The sequence below is a fragment of the Streptomyces flavalbus genome (assembly GCF_042674625.1).
Lineage (GTDB): Bacteria > Actinomycetota > Actinomycetes > Streptomycetales > Streptomycetaceae > Streptomyces > Streptomyces flavalbus.
Map to the genome: position 1 here is coordinate 4918849 of NZ_JBHTEB010000001.1, position 26418 is coordinate 4945266.

18 protein-coding genes and 1 pseudogene are annotated in these 26418 nt (G+C 72.7%); 8 read left to right on the forward strand and 11 right to left on the reverse strand.

All coding sequences use genetic code 11. From position 1 onward, the window contains the following. Positions 1 to 314: 314 nt before the first annotated feature. Positions 315 to 1145 carry a L,D-transpeptidase family protein gene (locus ACFQZ6_RS22290; protein WP_381611771.1) on the reverse strand — a complete coding sequence of 277 codons (831 nt, stop codon included), beginning with the start codon at positions 1143 to 1145 and terminating at the stop codon, positions 315 to 317. 161 nt (positions 1146 to 1306) lie between these two features. Between ACFQZ6_RS22290 and ACFQZ6_RS22295 the strand changes: the two genes are divergently transcribed. After that, the gene (locus ACFQZ6_RS22295) at positions 1307 to 2887 is read left to right on the forward strand and encodes an acyl-CoA mutase large subunit family protein (RefSeq protein WP_381611773.1); all 1581 of its coding nucleotides are present in this window, start codon (positions 1307 to 1309) and stop codon (positions 2885 to 2887) included. A 79-nt stretch (positions 2888 to 2966) separates the two neighbouring features. Continuing rightward, positions 2967 to 3614 carry a leucine efflux protein LeuE gene (gene leuE, locus ACFQZ6_RS22300; protein ID WP_381611775.1) on the forward strand — a complete coding sequence of 216 codons (648 nt, stop codon included), beginning with the start codon at positions 2967 to 2969 and terminating at the stop codon, positions 3612 to 3614. A gap of 1 nt (position 3615) precedes the next feature. Here leuE and ACFQZ6_RS22305 read toward each other — a convergent pair whose 3' ends face one another. Together ACFQZ6_RS22305 and ACFQZ6_RS22310 are read right to left on the reverse strand one after the other, a co-directional pair. Continuing rightward, complete coding sequence (locus ACFQZ6_RS22305; RefSeq protein ID WP_381611777.1) at positions 3616 to 4620, reverse strand: class I SAM-dependent methyltransferase; 1005 nt, start codon at positions 4618 to 4620, stop codon at positions 3616 to 3618. A 153-nt stretch (positions 4621 to 4773) separates the two neighbouring features. Then, positions 4774 to 5952, reverse strand: coding sequence for an acyltransferase family protein (locus ACFQZ6_RS22310; protein WP_381611779.1), 1179 nt, complete (start codon positions 5950 to 5952; stop codon positions 4774 to 4776). Between the two features lie 321 nt (positions 5953 to 6273). Between ACFQZ6_RS22310 and ACFQZ6_RS22315 the strand changes: the two genes are divergently transcribed. The 4 genes from ACFQZ6_RS22315 to ACFQZ6_RS22330 all read left to right on the forward strand — a co-directional run bounded on the left by ACFQZ6_RS22315 (position 6274) and on the right by ACFQZ6_RS22330 (position 13039). Further along, positions 6274 to 6765: a hypothetical protein gene (locus ACFQZ6_RS22315; RefSeq protein ID WP_381611781.1), complete on the forward strand. Its 492-nt coding sequence runs from the start codon at positions 6274 to 6276 to the stop codon at positions 6763 to 6765. Between the two features lie 75 nt (positions 6766 to 6840). After that, a complete protein-coding gene (locus ACFQZ6_RS22320) occupies positions 6841 to 9069 on the forward strand; it encodes a S1 family peptidase (RefSeq protein ID WP_381611783.1) in 2229 nt (742 codons plus the stop codon). 128 nt (positions 9070 to 9197) lie between these two features. Further along, positions 9198 to 12584, forward strand: a complete 3387-nt coding sequence (locus tag ACFQZ6_RS22325) for a hypothetical protein (protein WP_381611785.1) — start codon at positions 9198 to 9200, stop codon at positions 12582 to 12584. A 62-nt stretch (positions 12585 to 12646) separates the two neighbouring features. Then, the gene (locus ACFQZ6_RS22330; protein ID WP_381611787.1) at positions 12647 to 13039 is read left to right on the forward strand and encodes a hypothetical protein; all 393 of its coding nucleotides are present in this window, start codon (positions 12647 to 12649) and stop codon (positions 13037 to 13039) included. Positions 13040 to 13047: 8 nt separating this feature from the next. On the opposite strand, the gene ACFQZ6_RS22335 is transcribed toward ACFQZ6_RS22330, so the two are convergent. From ACFQZ6_RS22335 to ACFQZ6_RS22370, 8 genes and pseudogenes are all read right to left on the reverse strand, one after another. Further along, positions 13048 to 13974 carry a class I SAM-dependent methyltransferase gene (locus ACFQZ6_RS22335; RefSeq protein ID WP_381611789.1) on the reverse strand — a complete coding sequence of 309 codons (927 nt, stop codon included), beginning with the start codon at positions 13972 to 13974 and terminating at the stop codon, positions 13048 to 13050. 91 nt (positions 13975 to 14065) lie between these two features. Then, entirely contained in the window at positions 14066 to 15148 is a 1083-nt protein-coding gene (locus tag ACFQZ6_RS22340; RefSeq protein WP_381611791.1) for an acyltransferase, read from the reverse strand. Positions 15149 to 15209: 61 nt separating this feature from the next. Next, on the reverse strand, positions 15210 to 16565 hold the full coding sequence (locus ACFQZ6_RS22345; RefSeq protein WP_381611793.1) for a polysialyltransferase family glycosyltransferase: 1356 nt from the start codon (positions 16563 to 16565) through the stop codon (positions 15210 to 15212). 3 nt (positions 16566 to 16568) lie between these two features. Then, the gene (locus ACFQZ6_RS22350; protein ID WP_381611795.1) at positions 16569 to 17534 is read right to left on the reverse strand and encodes a glycosyltransferase family 2 protein; all 966 of its coding nucleotides are present in this window, start codon (positions 17532 to 17534) and stop codon (positions 16569 to 16571) included. A gap of 122 nt (positions 17535 to 17656) precedes the next feature. After that, on the reverse strand, positions 17657 to 19843 hold the full coding sequence (locus ACFQZ6_RS22355) for a polysaccharide pyruvyl transferase family protein (RefSeq protein ID WP_381611797.1): 2187 nt from the start codon (positions 19841 to 19843) through the stop codon (positions 17657 to 17659). Further along, the gene (locus ACFQZ6_RS22360) at positions 19840 to 21063 is read right to left on the reverse strand and encodes a hypothetical protein (protein WP_381611798.1); all 1224 of its coding nucleotides are present in this window, start codon (positions 21061 to 21063) and stop codon (positions 19840 to 19842) included. Before ACFQZ6_RS22360 ends, ACFQZ6_RS22355 begins: the two co-directional genes overlap by 4 nt. A gap of 180 nt (positions 21064 to 21243) precedes the next feature. Beyond that, positions 21244 to 22577 (reverse strand): annotated as a pseudogene (locus tag ACFQZ6_RS22365) (alpha-2,8-polysialyltransferase family protein). After that, the gene (locus ACFQZ6_RS22370) at positions 22577 to 23563 is read right to left on the reverse strand and encodes a glycosyltransferase family 2 protein (protein ID WP_381611800.1); all 987 of its coding nucleotides are present in this window, start codon (positions 23561 to 23563) and stop codon (positions 22577 to 22579) included. The pseudogene ACFQZ6_RS22365 and the gene ACFQZ6_RS22370 overlap by 1 nt, the downstream one beginning before the upstream one ends. A 198-nt stretch (positions 23564 to 23761) precedes the next feature. Here ACFQZ6_RS22370 and ACFQZ6_RS22375 point away from each other — a divergent pair, with 198 nt between their 5' ends. After that, positions 23762 to 25111 carry a DUF6716 putative glycosyltransferase gene (locus ACFQZ6_RS22375; RefSeq protein ID WP_381611802.1) on the forward strand — a complete coding sequence of 450 codons (1350 nt, stop codon included), beginning with the start codon at positions 23762 to 23764 and terminating at the stop codon, positions 25109 to 25111. A 35-nt stretch (positions 25112 to 25146) separates the two neighbouring features. Beyond that, positions 25147 to 26409, forward strand: a complete 1263-nt coding sequence (locus ACFQZ6_RS22380) for a cytidylyltransferase domain-containing protein (RefSeq protein ID WP_381611803.1) — start codon at positions 25147 to 25149, stop codon at positions 26407 to 26409. Positions 26410 to 26418: the final 9 nt, after the last annotated feature.

A 26418-nucleotide genomic window follows, 5' to 3' on the forward strand; every position in this document is an offset into this window, starting at 1 on the left:
GCCTCGCTCTGCCCTCCTCCACGCTCTGCCCTCCTCCACCTCGCTCTGCCCTCCTCCACCCCGCTCTGACCTGCGAGTTCGCCCCGCGCCTGACTTTCCTCCCGCAAGGTGTGACACTTTCGGCCCGCCAGGCGCAGTAATGAGTGAGCCGACTGGTCATCGGCTTCATGGCACAGAGCCGGGGTTCCCCCCGTACCCAGGGCTCGTGCATCTCGGCGCGGGCGGGACACGTTCCCCCGGTCCCGCCCGCGCCCCAGAAGAAGCCCGGCCCCCGGAAGCCCGGCCCGGGACGCCCGCCCCGAGATGCGCGCCCCTCACCAGTGGATGACGACCTTGTCGCCGTTGCGGACCTGTCCGTACAGATCCGCGATCGCCGCCTCGTCCCGTACGTTGACGCAGCCGTGTGACGCGCCCGCGTACCCCCGCGCCGCGAAGTCCGACGAGAAGTGCACGGCCTGCCCGCCGCTGAAGAACATGGCGTACGGCATGGGGGAGTCGTAGAGCGTGGACACATGGTGCCGGGACTTCCAGTAGACCTCGAACACACCCTCCCGGGTGGGGGTGTACTCGGAGCCGAACCGCACCGGCAGCACCGACACCGTCCGCCCGTCGATCATCCAGCGCAGGGTCCGGCTGGACTTGCTGACGCACAGCACCCGCCCCGTCAGACAGCGCGGGTCGGGCGCGTCGGCGGGCTGGCCGCCCATCAGGTACAGGTCCCACTTGCCCGGCTTCCGGGTCATCCCCAGCAGCCGCTGCCAGGTGACGGTGTCGGTCGCGCCGGTCGCGGGCAGCCCGCGCTTGCCCTGGAAGCCGCGTACGGCCTCCTCGGTCAGGTCGTCGTAGGTGCCCGTCGGCCCGTCGAAGAGCCACTCGATCTGCCGCAGCCGGGCCTGGAGTTCGCGCACCTCCGGGCCGCTGTCCCCGCGCGCGTACAGCACCCGCGGCGCGGCGGGCGGCGCGGAGGGGGTGCCGCGCGCGGTGCTCCCCGTGGTCGCCGTGGACGGCGTCTCGAACCGCACCGGCGGTACCGGCTTCCCGTCCGGCCCGGTGGGCTGGACCGTGCAGCCCGCCACCGTCGCCGCCAGCAGGGCGAGCGCGACGGGGGCGCCGAGCAGGGTGGCGTACGGCCTCGTGGTCCCCATGCCCTGATCCTTCCCCGTCCGTGACGGCGGGCCAACCACGGGGCATCGTTGTGAGGAAGGTCCCAGCGTGGAGCACTCCACCGGGCGCACGGCCGCCGCTACAGTCCGTGGCGAAGGGACGGCCGTACTGGCGAGTAACCCAAGCAACGCGGAGGCGCACCATGGCACGCGAGTCGGAGTCCGGACTCCCCATCGAGCCGGTCTACGGACCGGACGCCCTTGAGGGCTGGGACCCGGCGCGGAAGCTGGGTGAGCCTGGTTCGTACCCGTACACGCGCGGTGTCTACCCCTCGATGTACACGGGCCGTCCCTGGACGATGCGCCAGTACGCCGGTTTCGGCACCGCGGCGGAGTCCAACGCCCGCTACCAGCAGCTCATCGCCAACGGCACCATGGGCCTGTCGGTCGCCTTCGACCTGCCCACCCAGATGGGCCACGACTCCGACGCCCCGATCGCACACGGTGAGGTCGGCAAGGTCGGCGTGGCGATCGACTCGATCGACGACATGCGGGTGCTGTTCGGCGGTATCCCGCTGGACAAGGTGTCGACGTCGATGACGATCAACGCCCCCGCCGCCCTGCTGCTGCTCCTCTACCAACTCGTCGCCGAGGAGCAGGGCGTCAGCGCGGACAAGCTCACCGGCACGATCCAGAACGACGTGCTGAAGGAGTACATCGCGCGCGGGACGTACATCTTCCCGCCGAAGCCCTCCCTGCGGCTGATCGCCGACATCTTCAAGTACTGCAAGGCCGAGATCCCCAAGTGGAACACCATCTCGATCTCCGGCTACCACATGGCCGAGGCGGGCGCGTCCCCCGCGCAGGAGATCGCGTTCACGCTGGCCGACGGCATCGAGTACGTCCGCACGGCGGTCGCCGCCGGAATGGACGTCGACGACTTCGCCCCCCGCCTGTCCTTCTTCTTCGTCGCCCGTACGACGATCCTGGAGGAGGTCGCCAAGTTCCGCGCCGCGCGCCGGATCTGGGCGCGGGTGATGAAGGAGGAGTTCGGCGCGAAGAACCCCAAGTCGCTGATGCTGCGCTTCCACACCCAGACCGCGGGCGTGCAGCTCACCGCCCAGCAGCCCGAGGTCAACCTGGTCCGCGTCGCCGTCCAGGGCCTGGCCGCCGTCCTCGGCGGCACCCAGTCGCTGCACACCAACAGCTTCGACGAGGCGATCGCGCTGCCCACGGACAAGTCCGCCCGGCTCGCGCTGCGCACCCAGCAGGTCCTCGCCTACGAGACGGACGTGACGGCGACCGTCGACCCGTTCGCCGGTTCCTACGTCATCGAGAAGATGACCGACGACGTCGAGGCGGCGACGCTGGAGCTGATGCGCAAGGTCGAGGACCTCGGCGGCGCGGTCAACGCCATCGAGCGCGGCTTCCAGAAGAACGAGATCGAGCGCAGCGCCTACCGCATCGCCCAGGAGACGGACAGCGGCGAGCGGGTCGTCGTCGGCGTCAACCGCTTCCAGCTCGACGAGGAGGAGCCGTACGAGCCCCTGCGCGTCGACCCCGCGATCGAGGCGCAGCAGGCGGAGCGGCTGGCGAAGCTGCGCGCCGAGCGCGACCAGGGCGCCGTCGACGCGGCCCTGGCCGCCCTGAAGAAGGCCGCCGAGGGCGAGGACAACGTCCTGTACCCGATGAAGGACGCCCTGCGGGCGCGGGCGACGGTGGGCGAGGTGTGCAACGCGCTGCGGGAGGTCTGGGGCACGTACGTGCCGTCGGACGCGTTCTGACCTGGGCGTTCCCCTCGTCTGACGGCGGCGGCGGAAATCCCGTGGGGGAGTGTCGTACCCCCGTGCGACACTCCTTTCCATGTTCGGTGTCATCGACCTTCCCACGTACCTCGCGGGCCTCGTCCTGATCGTCCTGCTGCCCGGCCCCAACTCCCTCTACGTCCTCTCCGTGGCCGCCCGGCGCGGCGTGCGGGCCGGGTACACGGCGGCGGCCGGGGTGTGGTGCGGGGACACCGTGCTGATGACGCTGTCGGCGGCCGGGGTGGCCTCGCTGCTCCAGGCCAACGCCGTGCTGTTCGGGATCGTGAAGTACGCGGGCGCCGGGTACCTGACCTGGCTCGCGGTCGGGATGCTGCGGGCCGCGTGGGGGATGTGGCGGGCGCGGCGGTCGCCCGTCGCCGACGCCGGGCCGGAGGCCGTCACCGATGAGCGGCCCTACCGGCGGGCGCTGGTGATCAGCCTCTTCAACCCGAAGGCGATCCTGTTCTTCGTCGCCTTCTTCGTGCAGTTCGTGGACCCGGGGTACGCCTATCCGGCGCTCTCCTTCGTCGTCCTGGGGACGCTGGCCCAGCTCGCCAGCTTCCTGTACCTGACGGCGCTGATATTCAGCGGCACGAAGCTGGCCGCCGCGTTCCGCCGCCGCAGGCGCCTGTCGGCGGGGGCGACCTCGGCGGCGGGGGCGCTGTTCCTGGGGTTCGCGGTGAAGCTGTCGCTGGCCAGCTCGTAGCTCACGACCTGGCGGGCGGGCGCCGGGCCGCACGGGCGTTGACCAGGGCGCGGGTGAGCAGCGGCGGCAGCAGGTCGACGGCGAGTCGACGGGCGCGGCTGCGGGGGCGTCGGCGGGGCGCGGCGGGTGACGCGGGCCTGGCGGGCTGGTGCGGCACCTGCACCGGCTCCGACGTCTCCGGCGTCTCCGGCGTTTCCTGGGGCGGTTGGCCGTACCGGGACAGCGGGAAGGGCGGGGCCTGCATCTCCCGCTTGGCCTTGAGGCGGATCAGCCGGTGGCCCGCCGCCTGCTGCACGCTCAGGTGGCAGTCGTCCCGGCCGCGCGCCATGGCCAGCAGCGCCTCCTGTACGGGCTCCGGGTCGCCCCAGGTGCCGTACAGCTTCTGGGTGCTCAGGCAGATCGGCCGCAGCCCCCGGTTGAGCACGGCCTCCCAGGCGGCGACGGAGACGCCGGGGGTGTGCTCGGAGCGGAAGTCGTCCAGGACGACCACCCCGTCCGGGAGCAGCGCGTCGCGGGCGGCGCCGATGTCGCCGTACACGTGCTCGTAGAGGTGCGAGCCGTCGATGTGCACGAAGCGGCAGGAGCCCGCGGGCACCTCGGCGGGGACCAGGGAGCTGGGGCCCTGGAGGACGCGCGGGAGTTCGTCGTGGAAGGCGAGGTAGTTCGCCTCGAACGCGCGCCGGGTGAGCGCGGCGTACGACTTGCGGGACTCCGCCTGGTTGGCGTCGTCGGGGGCGTCGCCCTCGAACAGGTCGCACACCGTGTACCGCTCGCCGGGCCGCAGGTGGCGGCCGAGGAAGATCGCGCTCTTGCCCATGAACACCCCGACCTCCAGCAGGTCACCCCGCGTCCCGGCGGCCTCCTGCCGGTCGAGGAGCCACTCGAAGAGCACCTGGTCGAGTACGGGGAACCAGCCGCGGACGTCCTCTAGACGGCGGGGCGGCGCGGGCGCCCCCGCCGGGGGGCCCGGCGCGGCGTCGCGTACGGCGGTGTGTGCGTCGCTCATGGAGGGGGAGCACTCCCTTGTGCGGTGGGGGTTCGGGAACTGGTCACTCCTTGCCCGGACCAAGTCGAGCAAACCCCTCCATTCGTGAACTTCACGCTAATTCCGGCCGCTTGACGTCAAACAGCCCGCGAGACTCACCCGCCCGGCGTACGGCTACCCCACCGGCCCCGACGGCTCCGACGGCCGCGCCAGCGCCTTCCGCAGGGCCGGGGTCGCCCAGCGCTCCACGTACCGGTTGAGGAGCCAGGCCAGGGCCAGCATCGCGGTGAGGGTGGCGGCGAAGGTGGCCCAGGACGGGATGCCGAGGTCCTGGTGCAGATAGTGGATGACGACCCAGCCCAGGTGCTCGTGGACCAGGTAGAACGGGTAGGTCAGCGCCCCCGCGACCGTCAGCCAGCGCCAGTTCGCCCAGTCCAGCCAGCCCAGCGCGATGGCGAGGACCGCCGCGAAGCCGAAGGTGACGATGAGGATGATGACCGTGGCCGAGCGGTAGGAGAACTGGCCGGGGTGGTCGCTGTGCCACAGGTGGGACACCGCGATGTGCTGTCCGGTCAGCCAGCTCACGGCCAGGATGCCCCAGGCGGTGACGTCGCGGCGGTCCCGGTGGATGAGGTAGAGCGCGATGCCGCCGATGAAGAAGGGCGCGTACTCCGGCATCAGCAGCAGGTCCAGGAACGGTTCTCCGGACGCCTGTGCGAGCGTCGCCGCCAGCGTCCACACCGCGCAGAACAGCACGACCCGGCGGCGGCTCGCGCCCGGCAGCACGATGCACAGGGCGAACAGCGCGTAGAAGCGGACCTCCACCCACAGCGTCCAGTCCACGCCGAGCACCCGGTGCGCGCCGAGCGGCTCCTGAAGCAGCGTCAGGTTCAGCAGCGCCTCGCTCGGGGTGACCGCGTCGTACGCCACCGCGGGCAGCGCGAACACGGCGGTGACCAGCACGACGGCGACCCAGTAGGCGGGCATCAGCCGGGCGGTCCGGGAGGCGAAGAAGGAGCGCAGCGGGCGGCCCCAGCCGCTCATGCAGATCACGAAACCGCTGATGACGAAGAAGATGTGCACACCGAGCGGGCCGTAGGCGAAATACGAGTGCAGCGTCGGGAACTGCACTTTCGGCGAGGACCCCCAGGCCCGGGTGATGTCGCCGCCCCGGCCGCCGTAGTGGTACAGCGCCACCATCAGCGCGGCCAGCAACCGCAGTCCGTCCAGGGCGCGCAGCCTGCCGCCTGATCGCTGTTCGCGGCGCGGTACGGGGGGCCGGGCGAGGGTGGCGGCGCCGGGCGTGGTGGCCGTCACGGACGGCTGTGTGGTGTTCACGACCATTTCGGTCACGCTGGCACCTTTCGAAGTCCGCCGGGCTGGAATACACCGACCTTAGGACGCCGCATGACGCACCTCCGTTCGAAGGGGTGGCGATTTGCCGGACAGACCCGCACAGTTCACCTGAAAGTCGCATTGGTTGCCTGGCGTTCTCCGACCCTTCCGGGGGGTCTGCGCGGGTGTTCGATTTATTCCGATTTGTAGTGTGGACAGGCGTGGATTCTTGGGATTCCATGGCGTCGCCAAGGACCTTTCCGCCCATCTTTTCCGGGATTTGTGTCGTGCTCGGTCACGCATTACCGAACCGACCCCGGAATACAGAACAGGACTGTGATGAAGAGATTTGTGCCGCATGTGCTGGGGGCCGTCGCGGCAGCCGTCTTAGCGTGGCTCGTGATGGCCGGGGGAACGGCCGCCGTCGCGCCCGTCACACCGGTTGCCGACGAGGCGCCCGGCTACGCCGTCGAGGACTTCGACTACCCGCAGGCCGACAAGATCGCCGCCGAGCGAGGCATCACCCTCAAGCGCGGTGACGGCCACATCGTGCTCGCCACCTGCGACAGCGAGGCGGGGCTGCTGGAGGTCTGGGCCCGCTCGTCGGTGGACCGCATCTGCTTCCGCACCACCGGCGACTCCGGATTTCTGACGCTGGAAATCCCCTCCGTGTTCAGCGTCCGGGGAAACGACTACTCGACCCAGGTCGACATGACCGTGGACGGCGAGGAGAAGTCGTACGACATCGAGAAGAACACTTGGACCCCGGTAGGCGAGAGTGCTGAGCAAGGGCGTGAGTACGCGCTCGTTGAAATCCGCACGACCAAGTAGCGAGTGCTTTTCACCGACCTCGTCAGAACGGGTCAGGTCGCGTCCCGGCCCGTTGGAACTCGCCCCAGGGGAATCATGAACACGCATTCCGTCGGAGGCACGGCGTCCGCCGTGTCCGCGATATCCACCAGACCCGTCCGGCTCGCCCTCGTCGCCGCCCTCCTCGCGGCCCCCCTCGCCCTGGCCGCCCCGCCCGCCCACGCCGTCAGCGGCACCGCGGCGACCGGCACGGCCTACGCCGCCACCGCCCGCCTCGACATCGGCGACGGCACCCGCGCCTGCTCGGGCACCCTCGTGCACGCCGAGTGGCTGCTGACGGCGGCCAGTTGCTTCGCCGACGACCCGGCCACCAGCCTCGCCGTGCCCGCAGGAGCCCCCCGGCTGAAGACCACCGCGACGATCGGCCGCACCGACCTCACCACCACCGCCGGTCAGGTCATCCGGGTCGTGGAGCTGGTTCCGCGCACCGACCGCGACCTGGTGCTGGCCCGGCTGTCCCGGCCCGTCACCACCGCAACCCCCGTCACCCTCGCCAGCACCGCGCCCACCGTCGGCGAGCAGCTCACCGTCGCGGGCTACGGCCGTACCAAGGGCGAGTGGGCCCCGCTGAAGCTGCACACCGGCGCCTTCTCCCTGGACGCCACCAACGCCACCACCGCCACGGTGACCGGGCAGGGCGGCGCCGCGATCTGCGCGGGCGACGCCGGGGGCCCGGTGCTGCGCACCAGCGGCGTGCAGACGCGGCTCGCCGCCGTCAACAGCCGTTCCTGGCAGGGCGGCTGCTTCGGCGCGGACGCCGCCGAGACCCGCACCGGAGGCGTCGCCACCCGGGTCGACGACCTGGGCGACTGGGTGGCCGCGAAGACCGCCGACACCCGCGTGACCGACTTCAACTGCGACGCCGTCGAGGACACCGCGGTCGGCGACCCCAAGGCGTCCGTGTCCGGGCTGTCCCAGGCCGGGCTGCTCAAGGTCGTCTACGGCGCGGGCAAGGGCAGCGAGGCCTTCCACCAGGACCTCTCGTACGTGCCCGGCGGCGCCGAGGCCGGGGACGAGTTCGGCGGCGTCCTCGCCACCGTCGACCACGACGAGGACGGCTGCACCGACCTCGTGGTGGGCACCCCGCTGGAGGACGTCAACAGCATCGTCGACGCGGGCTGGGTGACCGTCCTGTACGGCTCCCCGGACGGGCTGGGCCACGGCAAGGCCGCGCTCACCCTCCAGCAGGGCACCGGCGCCCTCGCGGAGCGCGCGTCCGAGGCGGACGACCGGATGGGCACCGCGCTGGCCGCCGGGCAGACCGCCACCGGTGAGCCGTACCTGGCGATCGGCGCGCCCGGCAAGAACCTGAAGGGGTACGTCGACGCTGGCCTGGTGTACTACCTGCGCGGATCCACCAGCCTCTCCTTCCACCTGGACTCGCCGGGCATCGTCGGCACCATCAGCGCGGGCGACGAGTTCGGGGCCGCCCTCGCGGGCTCGCCGAACCACCTCGCGGTCGGCGCCCCGGGCGAGACCGTCGGCACCGCCGCCGACGCGGGGATGGCGGTCGTCCTCAGGCATGAGCTGAGCGCGGACGGCGTGCCCACCCCGGTGGCCAGCGTCAATCAGGACAGCGACGGGATCGGCGACGCCTCCGAGGGGGGCGACCGGTTCGGCGCCGCGCTGTCGATGGTGCCGTACCGCCCCGCCGGCGCCACCGCCGCGACCGACTCGGTGCTCGCCGTCGGCACGCCGGGCGAGACGCTCTGGGTCGGCACCACCTCCTACGCGCAGGCCGGTCAGGTGACCACGCTCCGGGTCAGCGCGGCCGGGGCGGTCAGCGAACTGGCCACCGTCCACCAGGGCGTCGAGGGCGTGAACGGCGCCTCCGCGGCCGGGGACGGCTTCGGCACCCAGGTGGCCGCCGCCAACCTGGCGCCGCGGGCGACCGGCACCGCCGCGACGATGGTGCTGGCGGTCGGTGTGCCGGGCAAGGACGTCGGTACGGCGACGGACGCGGGCGTCGTCCAGACCTTCTCGCTGCTGGGCGCCCCGGGCGACTCCGACCACTGGATCGAGGCGGGCAACGCCCGCGGCCTGCCCGGCACGCCGGGCGCCTCGCAGCGAGTCGGCAAGTACCTGCACGCCACCGGCACGCACCTGTGGATCGGTATGCCGCACGGGCCCGCCGAGCGCGGCGCCGTCCACGGGCTGCCGTGGGCCGACGCGATGGGCGCCACCGGCGGCACCGTCATCACCCACCAGCCCGGACTGAACGGCCTGCCCCTGACGGGCAAGGCGTTCGGCATGGCGATCCGCTGACACCTTCCCCGCCGTGACGGCCCCGGGGGCCATGTCTCCCTCCGGGGCCCGCTATTCGCACATACGTCTGCCCAGTGGCGGGTCGCCGTCTGCGCACCGCCACCGGGCACCGATCCCGAAGGACCACGGTGAACACCACGTACTGGAGCCGACGACGGGTGCTCGGCGCCCTCGCCGCCACCGCGGCCACCGCCGCCACGTCGAGCCTCGTCCTCACCCCCACGGCGGCCCGCGCCGCCACCGAACCGGAGCCGGGCGAGGACGGCGACCCGTTAGCCCTGCCGGACACCGACCGCGGCCGGGCCGTACGGGCCTGGCTGCTCGGCGGCAAGGCCGTCCGCGCCGCCGCCGAACTCGCCCTCATCGGCTCCGACACCGACGTACAGAACTTCCTCGCGGCCGAACTGCCCCGCCTCACCGCCGAGGACAACCGTGTCGCCGTCTCCACCGCCCTCGCCGGGGGCGGCAAGGGCACCCGGCGCGAGGCCACCGCCGCCCTCGACGGCGGGGACGCCGCCATCACCGCGTTCCTCGACGGCGGATACAAGAACGCCATCCTCGAAGACCTGCGGGTGGCGGCCTCCACTGTGATGGCCACCGGCGGCAAGGCCGTCGTCCGGGCAGGCGACGCCGCCCTGAACACCGGCACCGAGGCCGCGCTGTCGGCGTACCTCGTCGACGGCCAGTACACCGCCCGCCTTGAGGACATGCGGGTCGAGGTCAGCACCCTGATGTTCCAGGCGGGCCCCGAAGTGCGGAAGTACGCCTCCCGCGCCCTGGACGGCGGCGCCGCCGACATCGAGTGGTTCCTGGAGAGCGGCCAGCACATTGCCCGGGCCCGTGACCAGGAGAGCGCCTCCATCGCGGAACTCGTCGCGGTCGTCGAACGCGAGGGCAAGAAGGCCGACGCCAAGACCAAGCAGGCTGAGGAGGCCGCGGCCCGCGCCGTCGACGCCGCCGCCAAGGCCAGGACGGCGGCCGAGAAGGCAGCGGCCGAGGCCCAGGCCGCCCAGGACGACGTGGCCAAGGCGGGGGCCGCCGCCCGGAAGGCCGCCGACGCCGCCAGCGGCGCCGCCGACTCGGCACGGGTCGCGATTCGCGCCTCGCACGCCGCCGTCCAGGCCTCCCGCCGCGCCGCCTACGCCGCCACCGCCGCCAGCCAGGCCGCCGCCCGTGCCGGGTCCGCCGCCGCCCGCGCCTACCACGCGGCGATCGCCGCCTCCAAGGACGCCTCGCAGGCGTCCGCCGCGAAGAACGCGGCCGTCGCCGCCCGTAACGCCGCCGCCAAGGCCCGCAGCGCCGCCACCGCCGCCGACCACGCCGCCACCGCCTCCGCGCAGGCCGCGTCCGCCGGGTCCGCCGCCGCGTCGGCCGCCCGCAACGCCTCGGCGGCGGCCAGTGCCTCGGCCGCCGCCGCCGCGTCCGCCGGTGTCGCGCAGGCGCAGGCCGCGGAGGCCAAGCGGCAGGCGCAGATCGCCAGCACCAACGCCACCATCGCCACCAACGCGGCCGGGACCGCGCAGACCCTCGCCAACACGGCCGCGACCGCCGCGCGCACCGCCCGTGACGCCGCCAACAGCGCCGCGGGCCACGCGGAGGGGGCCGCCACGGCGGCCGAGTGGGCGGCGCAGTACGCGGGCCAGGCGCTGGAGTACGCCAAGAAGTCCACCGAGTTCGCCAACGCCGCCACCCTCGCCGCGAACACCGCCACCGACGCCGTCAACCGGGCGATCGAGGTGGAGAAGCAGGCCAGGGAAGCCGAATGGCAGCGCCTGGACGAGGACATGAAGCAGGCGATCGAGGAGTGCCGACTGCTCTCCGAGATCGACGAACAGGACCGGGCGGCCCTCGCCGACCGGCGCACCCAGGAGGAGCGGACCGACCAGGCCACCAAGGACCTCGTCGCCCGCGCCGAGGCCGCCCTGCGGGACGGCGACACGTCCCTGGCCACCACGGTCGGCCGCAAGGCGGCGCTGGCCCTGATGGACTCGTACGGCACCTGGTCGCGGGAGGCCGCCCGGTTCGCGCTCTGCGGCACGGACGCCGACGTGCACGCCTGGATCGACGCCGACCGGGTCCTCGCCCGGCGGCAGGATGACCGGGAGACCGCCCTCTACCTGGCGCAGACCCTCACCAGCCCGGACATCGCGGACGCCGCCGTGAGCGCCGTGGAGAGCGCCGACCCGGACGCCGCCACGGCCTTCCTCTCCTCTGGCGTGCTGGCCGCCGCCGCCATGGACAACCGGGTCGCGGTCAGCCGCATCCTCGCCGACAACCCCGGCAAGGCGGTGACCGCCGCCGCGAACGCCGCGCTGGACGCGGGCACCCCCGAGGCGCTGCACGCGTTCTTCAGCGGCACCTACGAGGCGGCGCTGAGGGAGGACGACGCGGTGGCCACCAGCACCCTGCTGGCCACCGCGGGCCCCTACACCAAGGCTCACGCCCAGGCCGCGATGGCGGGCCCCGCCTGGATGCGCCGCAACTTCATCCACGAGGCGCAGTACAAGACCGCCCAGCTCGACCACGACTCCGCCTGCCACATCGCCGCCGTCCAGGGCGCGATCGCCGCCGCCGCGAAGATCGCCCACAAGGCGCAGGAGGACGCCGCCCGCGCCCAGGAGGCGGCCGCCAAGGCACGCGACGCCGCGGCGGAGGCGGCGCAGTGGGCGGACAAGGCGCAGGCGTCGGCGCAGGCCGCCACTGTCTCCGCCCAGCAGGCGGACGCGCACGCGGACAGGGCCGAGCAGTCGGCCCGGGACGCGCAGGCGTCCGCGGACCGGGCGAAGGCGGCGGCGACCACCGCCCGCTCGGCCGCCCGCGCCGCGAACTACTCCGCCAACCGCGCGGTGGACGCCGCCCGCCGCGCCAGCGCCTCCGCCAACTCGGCCCAGGCGTCCGCCGCCGCGGCACGCGCCGCGGCACTCCAGGCGGGCCAGGACGCGGCGGCGGCCTCCGCGGCGGCGAGCGACGCGCACCGGATCGCCAGCGCCAAGCGGCAGGCCGAGATCACCGCCGCGGCCAGGCAGGCGGCCCAGGAGGCGCGCGAGGCCCGGCAGAGCGGCACCAGCCCGGCCGAAACCGCCGAGAACGACACCGTCAAGGGCGGCAACCCCTGGTGGAAGGAGAACGACGACGCCAAGACCGCGGCGAACATCTGCAACTGGATCAGCATCGGCACCGGCTTCGCCGCCGCCGGACTCGCCCTGTCCGCCCCGCTGTTCGGCCCGCTCGCCCCGGCCGTGCTGGCCCTGTCGGCGGGCATGGCGATCACGTCCCTCGGCTTCGCCGGACTGAACGTCCTGTTCACCGGCTGGGGCTACGGCTGGACCAGCGGCGAGTTCGTGTCGTCGCTCCAGGGCGCCGCGATCGGCCTGGCCACCTTCGGCTCCGCACCGTGGCTGCGGCCCGTCTACAACGGCGCCTCACGCGTCACCCGGTTCGCCAACGACCTCGTCTCACCGGTGACCAGCACCGTGGGGTCGCTGGCCAGTACGGTCGGTTCCTGGTTCGACTGAGCACAGCGCGCCCGGGGCCGGCGGTGTCGCGCCCCGGCCCCGGGCGGCGCGGAAGGACTCTGATGCTCGCGCGGCTTCCCCTGCCGTACCTGCTGCTGATGGCAGCGACCGCCACCGCGCTGCTGTGCCTGGCGACGTACCGCTGGCTGCGGCCCCCGCGGGCGGCGATCGCGGCCGTCGCCGCGATGTCCGTCGCCGCCTGCCTCGGCATGGCCGGGGTGGGAGCCGTGGAATCCGAGCTGTGGAGCGCCCGGCAGATGCTGGTGCTGTACTCCTTCTGCTGGACGGGCCTCGCGCTCGGCCTGTTCCTCATCAGACACGGGCTCACGGCCTACGGCGACCAGGTGCGCCGGGATCCGCACGGGCCGCCGCCCCCGTTCCCCACCGGCTACGTGGTGGTCTTCTGCGCGGCGGTGGCCGCCATGTGCGCGCTGGCCTACCTGGCCGCCAACTGACCGAGGGCTCAGGCCGCCCGCAGGAACGCCGAGTGGGCGCACTTGCCCAGGTAGGTGAAGCGGGTGTCCAGCGCCAGGTGCTTGTCCACGGCGTCCTTGACGCCGGGCCACTTGGCGTCGCCGAAGTCGTCGAGGACGATCACCGCGCTGGGGGCGGCGATCTCCTCGGCCCACTGGAGGTCGGCGAGGACGCCTTCCAGGGAGTGGTCGCCGTCGATGATGATGACGCCGTAGGCGCGGTCGGAGACGGCGGCGCGGGTGTCGGGGTCCTCGGAGAAGCCGCGCTGGATGCGGGCGGCGGCGCCCGCCGGACCGGCCAGGGCGAGGTTGGTGCGCACGGCGTGCTCGTCGACGGGGGCGCCGGTGGGGTCGGGGCGCCGGTCGGTGCCGGGCTGGAGCTGGATCCCGGCGAACGGGTCGACGATGGTCACGCTCGGGCTGCGGCCGTCGCGCTCCATCATCCGCACCAGCCCGGCGGAGAACATGCCGTACAGCGTGCCGATCTCCAGGATCTCGTCGTTCGGCGGGTCGAGGAGCGGTATGGCCGCCAGCTTGCCGCAGATGTTCATGGTGCCCCCGGCGATCCGGCCCACCCCGAGCGACTCCAGCGCGATCAGCAGCCGGTAGGCGGTGGCGACGCCGCGGACCGCGGACTCCCGGTCCCCGGTCAGCTCCGTCAGCTCGGTGTGCAGCCGCTCCAGGGGGCCCTGGTAGACGGTGCGGGAGAGGCCACGGCCGCCTGGGCCGATGAGCATGTCCACGGCGAGCTGGTGGCTCCTGGCCCGCTCCACGGCCTCCCGCAGCCGTTCCAACTGGGCGGAGTTGTCGGCCGCCGCCGAGCGGAGCCGCCGGTCGATGCGCTGGTCGATGAGGTCGGCGACCGGGCGCAGCAGGCGCCGGGAGGCCGAACTGGTGAGAAGGGAACGGCTTTTCATGGTGCGAAGACCTCAATCCGTCGGGAGTCGAGTCGGAGTGGCGTGATTCGCGGTGCGGGAAAGGCCGGGGGTCGGGGCGCTGACCGGCCGGTCAGCCGAGCAGACGACGCAGGTTCAGCCTCCCCCACAGCAGGCTGGCGGCGAACGACAGCGTCATGACGGCGGCCAGCAGACCGACCAGCAGCAGTCCGGCCACCGGTGCGGACAGGTCCGCCGAGACCAGGGGGGTGACGAGTTCCTCGACGAAGAGGACGTGCACCATGTACGCGCCGAGCGCGGCACCGGCCAGCCTGCGCAGCAGCGGGCGGTGCTTCTCGGGGACGCGGATCCTGCTGATCAGCAGCAGCACGCAGACGCTCATGACGGCCACGAACAGGTGTGCGTTCGGGATGACGTAGTGGACCTGCGTGTTGTACCAGAGGCACCCGGCCATCGTGACCGGCAGCAGCGCGACCAGCGGCCAGCGCCAGCGGACGGTCCCCGCTGGGAGGCTGAACAGCAGCGCGCCGCCGACCGCGTACACCAGCGAGTAGGTGCCGAAGCCCCAGGCCACCGAGGGCAGTTCGTGGTCGGTGACCTCGCCGAGGGTGTCCAGCACGCTGGGCGCGACCGCGATGCAGAACAGCACCGCGCCCAGCCGCCAGGGCCGCTGCCCGGCCCTGATGAGCGTGGCGAAGGCGAGCAGCGCGATGATCGGGATGTAGTTGTACATGAACCACAGGTGGTAGGCGGGCTGCACCGAGCCGAAGAGGGAGTCGACCGCCAGGTCGGTCATGGGCTCGTCGTTGCGGTTCCGCAGCCAGGCCCAGGCCAGGTAGATCGCCGTCCACGCGAAGAGCGGCACGGTGTTGCGGACGAGCCTCTTCCACATGCGGTCGCTGTCCCGCGGTGGCGCGCCGGACAGCACGGCCCAGCCCGCGATGGCGAAGTACATGGGGACGGCGAACGGGTTGATCGCCTCGGCCACGTGCCCGGCCCAGTACGACCCGGCGCCGTTGGCCGAGTCGTTCCCGGTGGCCTTGATGAACTGGGCGCCGACGTGGCCCAGCATCACGGTGGCGGAGCAGAGCAGCCGCATCAGGTCGACGTCGAAGCGGTGCTCCCGCGTCTCGGCGCTGGCCCCGGAGGGGGCACTGCCCTGCTGTGGCGGACGTAGGGCGGTCTCGTTCGGCACCGCGGAACTCCCATGGTCTTCGTCGTGCGGGGGATCGGGGGAGGGCTCTGGAGGCCCGGTGTCACTTCTTCGCGCGGCGGCGGACCGCGCCGCGCACCGCTCTGCGCGCGCGCCGCACCCGCAGCTTCGCGCGGACCTGCGGGCTGCTGCCGGGCAGGTCAAGCTCGGCCAGCCGCAGTTCGGGGAAGTAGTAGTCGGGGCTGGCCGCCAGGTGGTCGCGCAGCCACCGCTCGGTCGTCTCCCGCAGGCGGGCGTGCGTGCCGGGCTGCATGGCGTAGCCGATCGCCCGGACCAGCGGCGCCAGCGACCGGGGTGCCGTGCCGACCGGGGCCGGGGTGGCCCCGTCGCGCTCCAGGTCGGGCACCAGGTGGTCGACGATGGCCAGCGGTACCCGGTTGCTGTTCGGGTAGGGCTTGAGCCGCCGCATGACCAGCGCGGTGCCGACCCGGCCGATCGGGACGCCGTAGTAAGCGGAGGCGGTCACCATGGCCGTGGAGAAGCAGCCGACGACGAGTTCGGGTGCGCAGTGGTGGTACAGCGTCTCCGCCAGCAGCGGCGCGTCCAGCACGGTGAGCCGTACGCCCGCCTCCGCCGCGGCCTTGCTGAGGGCGGCCGAGTAGCTGGCGGGGGCGGTGGGGTGCGGCTTGAAGACCACCGACCGGTGCCCGGCCCGCGCGGCGGCGGTGAGCATCCGGACGTGGAGGTCCTCCTCCTCCTGCGGGCTGAGGATGTTGATGGCGGCCAGGTACTGGCCGAGCAGCACGGCCGTGGGCGCTTCCTCCAGGACGGGCGTCAGCCGCGGGTCGTCAGCGGCGTCCTGGGAGATCTCGTCGAGGGCCGCGCGGAACGCGTCGTCCGGGACGACCTCGGGCTCGACGCCGTACTCGGACAGCAGCAGCGGTCGCAGGCCGGGGATCAGATCGAGGTGCAGCAGCCGCTGGACCCGGTTGGCGATGGCCAGCGGCAGCTTGTCGCGGGTCGGGCCGTAGCTCATCAGGCCGTCGGCGTACACGTGGACGGCGCTCTCGGAGAAGATCGCGGTCAGGGCGCGGGCCGGGTTGACCTGGATCGACTCGACGGCGAGGTCGATGAGGTCGTGTTCGTCGATGCCCCAGGCGAGGCGGAACGCCTTCTGCCAGATCACGGTGTCATGGCCGCGGGGGCCCCAGGTGCTGGGGTGGAACGGGCGTATCGCCTCGTTCCAGCTGATCACCGAGTCGAAGCGGGCGGCTATGCGCGCGTAGCCGTGCATCTCGTCCAGGCGCAGCGCGGTCTCCGGTATCGCAGCGTTGTTGGAGACCAGCAGGATGCGCCGGACGTCCTCGCGCGGTCCGAACTGGCCCGCGTCGAGCGCGGCGGCCAGGGTGGCGGCCCCGTACAGGGTCGAGACCTGGAATATCTGGGTTCGGTGGGGCATGGATCAGGCAGCCTTCCGCCCGTCACGCAGGCGGCTGAGCAACCTGCCTCTGGTCCTGTCGATGGTGCGGAGGGTCTCCGCGAGTTCCCGCTCGGGCATCCGGTGCAGCGCGGCCCGTGCCTCCCGCCGCAGCCGCTGGGCCGCCGACGTCTCGTACTCGTCCACCTTGCCGATGTGGAAGGCGATCATCGCGCAGTACGTCCGCACCGCCTTGAGCAGGAAGCGGTCGCTCTCCGGGTCCTCGCGCACGTCCTTCAGGAGGGCGTCGTACGCGGGGATGAAGTCCAGTTGGCGGTCGTCCTTGACCTGGGTGAGCGAGGTGGCGACGCCGCGCCGGTAGAACACGCCGTTCAGGCTGAGGGAGGCGTAGCTGCGGGCCCTCAGGTGCAGGCGCCAGATCCACAGCCGGTCCTCGGCGGTGCGCAGCCGGGTCTCGTAGCGCATCGCGCCGTCGTCGAAGAGGTGGCGGCGGTAGACGCCCGCCCAGACGAAGGGGTAGTCGACCATCGTCTCCGTGTCGGCGGGCGCTATGCCGTCGCGGGGGTCCATCACGGCGTTGCGCACCCGCGCCGGGGGCCGCCGGATCACCCGCTGGGTGCCGGTGGCCTGGACGTGGTCGGTGCGGGCGAAGTCGCAGCCCAGTTCGTCCATCGAGCGCACCAGCCCGGCGAGGTGGCCGGGGCCGTACCAGTCGTCACCGTCGAGGAAGGTGAGGAACTCGCCGTTCGCCGCGTCGATGCCGCTGTTGCGGGCGTGGGCTATGCCCTTGTTCTCCGCGTGCCGTATCACCTTGGTGTTCGGCAGCTTTTCCGCCCAGCGCTCGATGGCCCAGGGGGTGGAGTCGGTCGAGCAGTCGTCGACGATCAGGAACTCGAAATCCGGGTCCGCGTTGTTGGCGAGGCTTCGCAGAGTGGTCTCGGCGAAGGCCCCCACATTGTGCATGGGGACGACAACGGACAGTCTGGGCACGCGGGCCTCTCACGTTCGGGGGATGGAGATTAGAACAGGCTAACGGCCTCCTGTGAGAGGCGGTGGCGCCGCGGACACGGACAGGTGAATTCCATTCGCGGTGAAAGTGAATTCTTGGGGACTCAGCCGTCGTTGAAGATCTCCCGCAGCTCGTCGAGGTTCGACTGCGTGGTCTTCCACAGGAATCCCTGGGCGGCGTGCACGTCCGCCACGGCGGCCGGGTGGTCATCGAGGACCGCGGTGGCCCGCTCCACCAGCAGCCCGCCCAACTCCCGCTCGTGCACCGAGAGGCCCCACTCGCGGTGGCCGATGTCCGTGAGGAAATAAGCCAGTTTCGGGTGCGAGACCAGGCTCAGGATCGGGGTGCCGCAGCCGAACGGGATCATCCCGGCGTGCCCGCGCATCCCGATGACCAGCAGGGAGCGGGCGTACAGGGTGCGGATGGCGTCGTTCGTCATGTCGTACAGCGGCTCGACGGGCAGCGTGATGCCGTGCTCCCGGCGCAGGTCGTGCACGAACCGCTCGTCGGCGGGCATGTGGGCGGCGTACCGCACCTCGGCCCGGCCCCGCAGCCGCCGCAGCGCGGTGGCCAGTTGGGCGAGGAAGTGGGCGTAGTCGTGGCCGAAGCGCAGCCCTTCGCGGTCGTAGGCGCAGTTCACCAGGACCGTGCCGGAGCGCTCCGCCGGGTCAGTCCAGTCGGGGACCAGTTGCCGGGCCACCGTGGTCGGGCAGGGCTGGTAGCGCACCCGGTCGCGTAGTTCGGCGGGGAGCAGCTCGCGGACCCGGTCGATGGAGCCGTGGTTGCGCAGCCCGAAGAACGCCGACCGCTCGACGAGGACGCGCAGGCTCTCCGCGAACCGGTTGCGCCGGTAGAGCTGGCCGTCGAACACGTTGTAGCCGACCGCGAACACCGCGAGCGGCGTGCTGATCCGGGCCAGCACGTCGTCGGGGACGTTCCACTGCCAGTGGCTGTTGCCGTTGGGCGAGGTGTCGGGCAGGAACAGCCCGCCGCCGCCGACGACGATCCCGCGCCGGGCGTTCAGCCGCTCCAGCGCCGCCTCGTCGACCAGCCGGTGCACCGGCTGCTGGTACCAGTGGCGCGGACCGGTGTCGGCGCCGAAGCACATCCGCACTGCCTCGGGCAGCACCTTGTCGCCCGCGTTCTCCTGCCCCCCCGCGAACAGCGCCACGTGCGCCAACTGCTCGGCGGGCACGACCGTGTCGTCGTTCTCCTCGGGGCTGGCGGTCCGCACGGACCAGCTATGGCACCCGGCGTCCGTCGGATCGGCGGACAGCCCCTGCCGGGCGTAGGCGTGCGCGTCCGCCGTCCGCCCGCACAGCCAGGCCAGCCGGGCGAGCTGCGCGAACGCCCGCGGCGCCACGTCGGGCGACGCCGCAGCCAGCAGCAGTCGCGCCTCGGCCTCGTCGTAGCGCGACAGGGCCATCAGACACAGGCCCAGCGTCTCCTGGCAGCGCGGCGCGTCCAGCCGGTCGGCCACCACCGGCGCCAGCACCTCCACCGCCTCGTCGTAGCGGCCCTGGCGGCGGTAGACGTCGGCGACGGTGCGGGCCAGGTCGAGGGAGGTCCGCGCTTTGAGCAGCGGCGGCGCGCACAGCGCCAGCAGGTCGGGGTGCTTGCCGCCGGGCAGGGCGCAGTACGCCGCCCAGAAGTCCTCGTCGTCCATCTCGAACCGGCGCCACGCCGCGGTGGCCGGGCCGTGACCGGGCGCGTCGACCGGCCCCGTGAACCGCAGGACCGCGACCTCACCGGGCACCGGCAGGTCGTCGCGCAGGCGCCGGGCGACGAAGTCGTAGCGCGCGTGCAGCGCCGTCAGCGGCCCGCTCGCGGCCGGGTCGGGCGCGGTGTCGTCGACGTCGGCGCGCTGGATGACGTACAGCCCGTCCGGCAGCACCGCCCGCCGCTCCGTGCCGTCCGCGTCGCACAGCAACTGCGGTACGGCGGCCACCCCGTGCCGCAGGCGCAGCAGCTCGCCGAGGCCGCCGAGGACGACCATGCCGGGGCTGAGGGCGATGACGGTGTCGTAGTCCGCCAGCCGGAACGCCTCCGTGCGGTCGGCCGCGCGGCGCGTGACGATCCGGGGGTGCAGTCGGCGCAGCCCGTCGAAGGCGTCCTCGGGCAGGCCCGGGTGGAGGACGACGACGTCCTCGCACACGCCGGGGTTGGTCAGCGCCAGGCTGCGCAGCAGCACGGCCACGTCGGACAGCCGGTCCGCGTCGGTGTGGACGGCGAAGGCGACGCGGCGCTTGCCGGTGATGGTGCTGCGGTCGTCCGCAGAGGAGTGCGTCATCGCAGGGCGATCCTCATCTTGCTGTCGTCGACGTGCTGGGCGCGGTCCATGACCCACTCGGCCTCCTTCGGCCGCAGTCGGCCGGGCAGGGTGAAGCCGACCAGGTCCAGCCGGGCGCTCACGTCCAGGAAGTCCAGCAGCCGCAGGACGGTGAAGGCGGTGCTGGTACCCGGGCCCCAGCCGCCCTCACCCAGCAGCGCGGGGTCGGCCAGGGGACGGCGCAGGGACACGTCACCGACGCGGTCCTGCGCGCCGGGCACCAGCCGCTCCCGCACGGCACGCCGCCAGGCCGCCGCCGACTCCCCGAAGACCAGTCGGGTGCCCGCCCGCTGGGTCCAGGCGGGCCCCTCCCACGGGGTGTCCCCGCGCAGGGTGACCGCGTGCACGTCGGTGCGCGCGCCGGTGCCCCCGGCGCGGAGGCGGAAGGAGTCGCAGCGCACCACGACGTCGTAGCCGTCGATCTCCGCGCCGAGGCCGCTGGCGGCGACGTCGGCGGCGTTCGACACCAGGCACACCGCGCGGTCCGCGACGAGCGCGCGCAGCCCACCGGCGCCGACGGGGGTGCTCGCGCCGATCAGCTCCTCGGCCACCGCCTCCCGCTCGACCAGCCTGCGGTGGCGGCCGTACAGCTCCAGCAGCCGCCGCGTCCTGGGGTCGCCGAGGCCGTGCCGGGCGGTGTGCTCCCGCACCCGGGCGGCGAACTCGGGCGCCGTGATCGCCGGTCCGGACAGCAGCGCCGTGGCCTCGGCCAGGCAGGCCCGCCGTCCGCGCAGGGTGTCCATCCTGCGGGCCACCCGGGGCGCCGCGTTCTTCGGGTCGGGGAGCAGGGACAGGTACCGTTCGTAGCTCTCCAGTGCCTCGGCGTCCCGCCCGAGCCCGTCCAGCGCCAGCCCGCGCAGCCGCCAGGCGCCCTTGGACCGCTGCCGCAGCGTGGCCGACACCTCCGCGATGACGAGGGCGAGCCGGAGTTCGTGCGGCCCCCCGGCCTCCAGCGCGCGCTCGCCGACCTGGAGCAGGGCGTCGAAGGGGTCGGCCGCCGGGGTGCCGAGGGCGGCGGTGAGGGTGCCGACCGCTTGCGCCAGACGGGCCTGACCAGGGGTGGACGTGTCCCCGAGCTCCGCGAGGTAGGCGCCGCACCGGCGCACACCACGGGCGTACAGCTCCTGCCTGGCGGCTTCCTTGTGCCGTGCCTTGAACAGTCCCGCCAGGGGGTTCGTCATCCGTTCCACCGTCCTCCGATCGGAGGACGAATGTGCCCCACCCCGAGCGAGCGCAGGTGGCTTCCCGGTGCATGGTCGGTGAACAGTCACTTTCGAACGACTGACCTAGCGACCAAAAGGGCAAGGACGGGTTCCGTGGGGCCCATGGTGATCCCCTGGGACGCACGGAACCCGCATCCTTCAGCGCCTGACCGCCTTCTTCAGCGCCCGCGCCCGCCGCACCACCCGCCGTGCCGTGGCATTGCGCGGCAGGAAGCCCAGCCGCTCCGGAATCCCCCCCGGCAACCCCAGCGAGGTCAACCTCCGCCGCTTGAAGTACCGCTGCACCAGCGGCCCGTAGTGCGCCGCGAGGAACCGTTCCGCTGTCGGCCGCAGGCCCGGGTAGATCTGCGGCTGCATGGTGAAGCCGACCGTGGTGAGCAGCGGGCCCAGCAGGTCGGCCGGGACCGTGTCCGCGTCGGCGCGTTCACCCTCCAGCGGCGGCAGCAGCACGTCGGCCAGGGTGACCGGGACGCGGTTGCTGTTCTGGTACGGCGTGAGCCGGTCGAGCAGCGGCTCGGTGCCGACGCGGGCCACCGGCAGGTCGTACAGCGCGGACGCCGTGAACAGCGCGGTCGAGAAGCAGCCGACGACCAGCGCGGGCCGGTTCCTGACGAACAGCGCCTCGGCGAGGACGGGGGAGTCGAGGACGGTCAGCGCCACGCCCAGCCTCTCCGCCTCCGCCTCCAGGGCGAGGTTGTAGCGGCCGGTGCGGCGGGGTGCGGCTTGAACACCACCGCGCGGTGACCGCGTTCGGCGGCGCCCCGCATCATCCGTACGTGCAGCTCCTCCTCCTCGTCCGCGCTGAGGATGTTCAGCGCGGACAGGTACTGCCCGAGCAGCAGCGCCGCGTTCTCCGGCACCGCGGGCAGCTCGCCGGAGGCGCCGGTGAGGCTGCTGAGCACCTTGGTGAACGCCGCCGTCGGCACCACCTGCGCGGGCACGTCGAACTCGGTGAGCAGCATCGGCGTCAGACCCGGCACCAGGTCCAGGTGGAGCAGCCGCCGTACCCGCGTGCCGACCAGCGGGTCCAGCTTGTTGCGGGTGGGTCCGTAGCTCATCAGCCCGTCCGCGTAGACGTGCACGGGCGCGCCGGTGAACGTCTGGGCGAGCGCCAGCGCGGGGTTGACCTGGAGGGACTCCAGGACCAGCTCCACCCGGTCGTCGCCCAGCCCCCACAGCAGCCGCAGGTACCGCTCGAACAGCGGCAGGTCGTCCGGGCGCGGCGACCAGGCGCCCGGGTGGAAGGGGCGGATGGCGTCGTTGTGGAAGACGACGTCGTCGAAGCGGTCGCGCAGCGCCTCGAAGCCGGGCATCTCGTGCACCGACGGGGTGGTCTCCGGGGTCGCGGCGTTGTTGGACACCAGCAGCATCCGGCGGTCTGCGGCGTCGAAGCAGTCGGCGTCGACCGCGGCGGCCAGGGTGGCGGCGCCGTACAGCGTGGAGACGCAGAAGATCTGGGTGGTACGGGACATCAGGCAGCCGCCTTCGCTGTGGTGATCCGGCGCCGCAGTCGCCGCAGCTTGGCGGCGCGCCGCAGGTCCATGGTCTCCAGGACGTCGCCGAGCGCGTCCTGCGGCATCCGCTTTATGGCCGCCGCCGCCATCACCCGCAACTGCTTGGCGACCGGAGCCTCGAACTTCTCGATCTCCGACAGGTGGTGGGCGATGATCGCGCAGTAGGTGCGCACCGCCTTGGGGAGCAGCTTCGCGGCGTCCCGGTCGGCGGCGGTCTCCGCCACCACCTGGTCGAAGGCGCGGATGAAGTCGAGTTGACGCACATCACCGATCTGGGTGAGCGAGTTGGCCACGCCCCGGCGGTAGAAGACGCCGAGCAGGCTCAGCACGGCGAACGAGTCCGCCTCCCGGTGCAGCTTCCAGATCCACGGCCGGTCCTCGGCGGTGCGCAGCCCGTCGGTGAAGTGCAGGACGCCCTTGTCGAGCAGTCGGCGGTGGTAGGCGCCCGCCCACGCGTAGGCGTAGTCGACGGAGGTGGTGCGGTCCACGGGGAGGATCGCCTCGCGCGGGTTCAGCACCTCGTCGCGGCGGCCGACCGGCGCCCGGTGCACGGAGCGGGCGCGCGCGGTGGCCTGCACGTGGTCGGTGCGGACGAAGTCGCAGCCCAGCGCCTCGATGGCGGCGACCAGTTGCTCCAGGTAGCCGGGGGCCAGCCAGTCGTCGCCGTCGAGGAAGGTGAGGTACTCGCCGCGCGCGAGGTCCAGCCCGGTGTTGCGGGCGGTGGCGAGACCGCCGTTCACCTCGTGGCGGACGTGGCGCACCTCGGCGTACTTCGAGAGGTCCTCGGCAGCGCGTTCGAGAATGGCCGGGGTTTCGTCCCTCGAATGGTCGTCGACGAGGATGAATTCAAAGTCTTTTCGCGCGTTTGCGCGAATGCTTCTGAGGGTGTCCGGCGCGTATTGCTGGACGTTGTAGAACGGCACGATCACGGAGAGCTTGGGCACCCGCGAAAGCCTAGGAGGGGGCCCGGCGGTGGAACTTTCGACTCGGGGTACGGAAGGTGAACTCAATGTGTCGGATTGGTGCATCCCGTGTACTTCCTGGGGGTTGACGGGCCAGTTCGGCTTTCGGTGGTCTGCTGTTTACTTTTTGTTGCGTGGCGGTTCGTCCACAACTAGGAATTCCTCCCTAGGTTTTGAGCTGTGCCACCACGTACAACGAAGCCCCCACGGATCGCAGTACTCGCGGACTCCGACACCCGCTGGAAATGGGGTGCGCTGACCGCGGGCCGAATCGTTCCGGGCCCGTCCATGGAAGCCGGACCGCTCGACGGGACGCAAGTCACTGCCGCGCTCGACGGATTCCTGCTGCGCGGCCGGGCCACCCCCACCCCCCGCCAGCTCGCGGAGGTCGGCGTGCGCGCCGACTCGCTGCGCGAGGTCACCGCCGTCGAGTTCCTGCGCACCATGGAGCGGGAGTCGTACGACGTGCTGGTGCTCTCCCTCGTCGGCGGCGGGGTGCAGGCGATGCTGCACGGGCTGGCGCGCGTCTTCGAGGGCCGCACCGACCGGCCCGTGATCGTCACCGGCTACGTCGGCGTCGTCTACGAGAAGCTCGCCGACGGTCTGCTGCTGCGGCACGGCGCGGACCTCGTGCTCGCCAACTCCCGCCAGGACGCCGACCGCTTCCGCGCCGTGTACGACGGGGTGGGCGCCGACTCCTCGACGGTCACCGAAGTGGCCCTGCCGTTCCTCGGCGGCACCCCCTACACCGGCGAACACGACCCGTACACCGTGGTGTTCGCCGCGCAGCCCTCCGTACCCGACAGCCGCAAGGACCGCACCTACCTCCTCGACCGGCTGGTCCGGCACGCCCGGCTGCACCCCGAGCGCGAGGTCCTCCTGAAGCTGCGCTCCAAGCCCGGCGAGCACACCACCCACATCGAGGAACTGCCCTACCAGAAGCTCGCCCAGCGGCACGGCGACCTCCCGCCCAACTTCCGGCTCGTCTACGGCAACATGGGCGAGGTCCTGGACCGCACCGACCTGCTGGTCACGGTCAGCTCCACGGCCGCCCTGGAGTCACTGCACCGCCGGATCCCCACCGTCGTCCTCACCGACCTCGGCATCCGCGAGACCCTCGGCAACCACCACTTCACCGGCTCCGGCTGCCTCGCCTCCTGGGAGCAGCTCGACGCCGGGCACCGGCCCGAGGCCGACGAGGAGTGGACCGCCCGGCAGGGCGTGTGCGCCGACGGCTCCTACGCCACCGCCTTCGACGCCGCCCGCGAACGCATCGCGAAACTCCTCGCGACCCCCGGCGGGCTCCCGCCGATCACGCCGTACTACACGCCCGTGACCGCGCCCGGCTACCTCCCCGGCATCCTCGCCCGCCACCACCTCGGCCCCGACGGCACCCCGCTGCCCGGCGCCCCCGCCCACGACAAGGACCCCGGACCGGTCCGGCAGATAGTCCGCCGCGCCGCCCGCGGTGCCTACCGGCACGGCGTCCAGCGGGTCGCCCCCGTCATCCGGCGGATGGGGGAGCTGTGACCCACTCACCCTCTTCGAAGCCAGGAGTACAGCCCATGACCCACCCGGAAGCGACACCGGGCGCGACGATGCGCCGGGTGCTCGCGGTGATCCCCGCGCGGGGCGGCTCCAAGGGCGTGCCCGCGAAGAACCTCGCCCCCGTCGGCGGCGTCCCGCTGGTCGCCCGCGCCGTGCGCGAGTGCCGCGCCGCCCGGCTCGTCACCGACGTCGTCGTCTCCACCGACGACCAGGCCATCGCCGCCGCCGCCCGGGAGGCGGGCGCCGAGGTCGTGCTGCGGCCCGCCGCCATCGCCGGGGACACCGCCACCTCCGAGGCCGCGGTCCTGCACGCCATGGACGCCCACGAGGCACTGCACGGCACCCCCGTCGACGTGGTCCTCCTCGTGCAGTGCACCAGCCCCTTCCTGGTCCGCGAGGACATCGACGGGGTCGCCGCCGCGGTCGTCGAGAACGGCGCCGACACCGCCGTCACCGTCGCCCCCTTCCACGGCTTCGTCTGGCGCGACGCCGACGACGAGGCCACCGACACCGAGGGCGACAACCCCACCGGCGGCTACGGCGTCAACCACGACAAGTCCTTCCGCCCCCGCCGCCAGGACCGCCCCCAGGACTTCCTGGAGACCGGCGCCGCCTACGCCATGGCCGCCCCCGGCTTCCGCGAGCACCTGCACCGCTTCTTCGGCCACACCGAACTCGTCCGCACCGACCCCGCGCGCGTGCTGGAGATCGACGACCCGCACGAGCTGGCCCGCGCCCGCGCCCTCGCCCCGCTCTTCGACGCCGACCGGCCCGGCGCCCTGCCGACCGCCGACGACATCGACGCGGTCGTCCTCGACTTCGACGGCACCCAGACCGACGACCGGGTGCTGATCGACTCCGAGGGACGGGAGTTCGTCTCCGTGCACCGCGGCGACGGACTCGGCATCGCCGCCCTGCGCAGGTCGGGGCTGCGGATGCTGATCCTGTCCACGGAACAGAACCCGGTCGTCGCCGCCCGCGCCCGCAAGCTCAAGCTCCCGGTGCTGCACGGCGTCGACCGCAAGGACCTCGCGCTCAAGCAGTGGTGCGAGGACCAGGGCATCGCGCCCGAGCGCGTGCTCTACGTCGGCAACGACGTCAACGACCTCCCGTGCTTCGCCCTCGTCGGCTGGCCCGTGGCGGTCGCCAGCGCCCACGACGTCGTCCGCGGCGCCGCCCGCGCCGTGACCACCGTCCCGGGTGGCGACGGCGCGATCCGGGAGATCGCCAGCTGGATCCTCGGACCCTCGCTCGACTCTCTCGACCCCCTCACCCAGTAAGGAAACCCC

Coding starts and splice junctions, on each gene's coding strand:
- ACFQZ6_RS22290 (WP_381611771.1), bottom strand. CDS start 1,145: ATGGGGACCACGAGGCCGTACGCCACCCTGCTCGGCGCCCCCGTCGCG.
- ACFQZ6_RS22295 (WP_381611773.1), top strand. CDS start 1,307: ATGGCACGCGAGTCGGAGTCCGGACTCCCCATCGAGCCGGTCTACGGA.
- leuE (WP_381611775.1), top strand. CDS start 2,967: ATGTTCGGTGTCATCGACCTTCCCACGTACCTCGCGGGCCTCGTCCTG.
- ACFQZ6_RS22305 (WP_381611777.1), bottom strand. CDS start 4,620: ATGAGCGACGCACACACCGCCGTACGCGACGCCGCGCCGGGCCCCCCG.
- ACFQZ6_RS22315 (WP_381611781.1), top strand. CDS start 6,274: ATGAAGAGATTTGTGCCGCATGTGCTGGGGGCCGTCGCGGCAGCCGTC.
- ACFQZ6_RS22320 (WP_381611783.1), top strand. CDS start 6,841: ATGAACACGCATTCCGTCGGAGGCACGGCGTCCGCCGTGTCCGCGATA.
- ACFQZ6_RS22330 (WP_381611787.1), top strand. CDS start 12,647: ATGCTCGCGCGGCTTCCCCTGCCGTACCTGCTGCTGATGGCAGCGACC.
- ACFQZ6_RS22335 (WP_381611789.1), bottom strand. CDS start 13,974: ATGAAAAGCCGTTCCCTTCTCACCAGTTCGGCCTCCCGGCGCCTGCTG.
- ACFQZ6_RS22345 (WP_381611793.1), bottom strand. CDS start 16,565: ATGCCCCACCGAACCCAGATATTCCAGGTCTCGACCCTGTACGGGGCC.
- ACFQZ6_RS22355 (WP_381611797.1), bottom strand. CDS start 19,843: ATGACGCACTCCTCTGCGGACGACCGCAGCACCATCACCGGCAAGCGC.
- ACFQZ6_RS22360 (WP_381611798.1), bottom strand. CDS start 21,063: ATGACGAACCCCCTGGCGGGACTGTTCAAGGCACGGCACAAGGAAGCC.
- ACFQZ6_RS22380 (WP_381611803.1), top strand. CDS start 25,147: ATGACCCACCCGGAAGCGACACCGGGCGCGACGATGCGCCGGGTGCTC.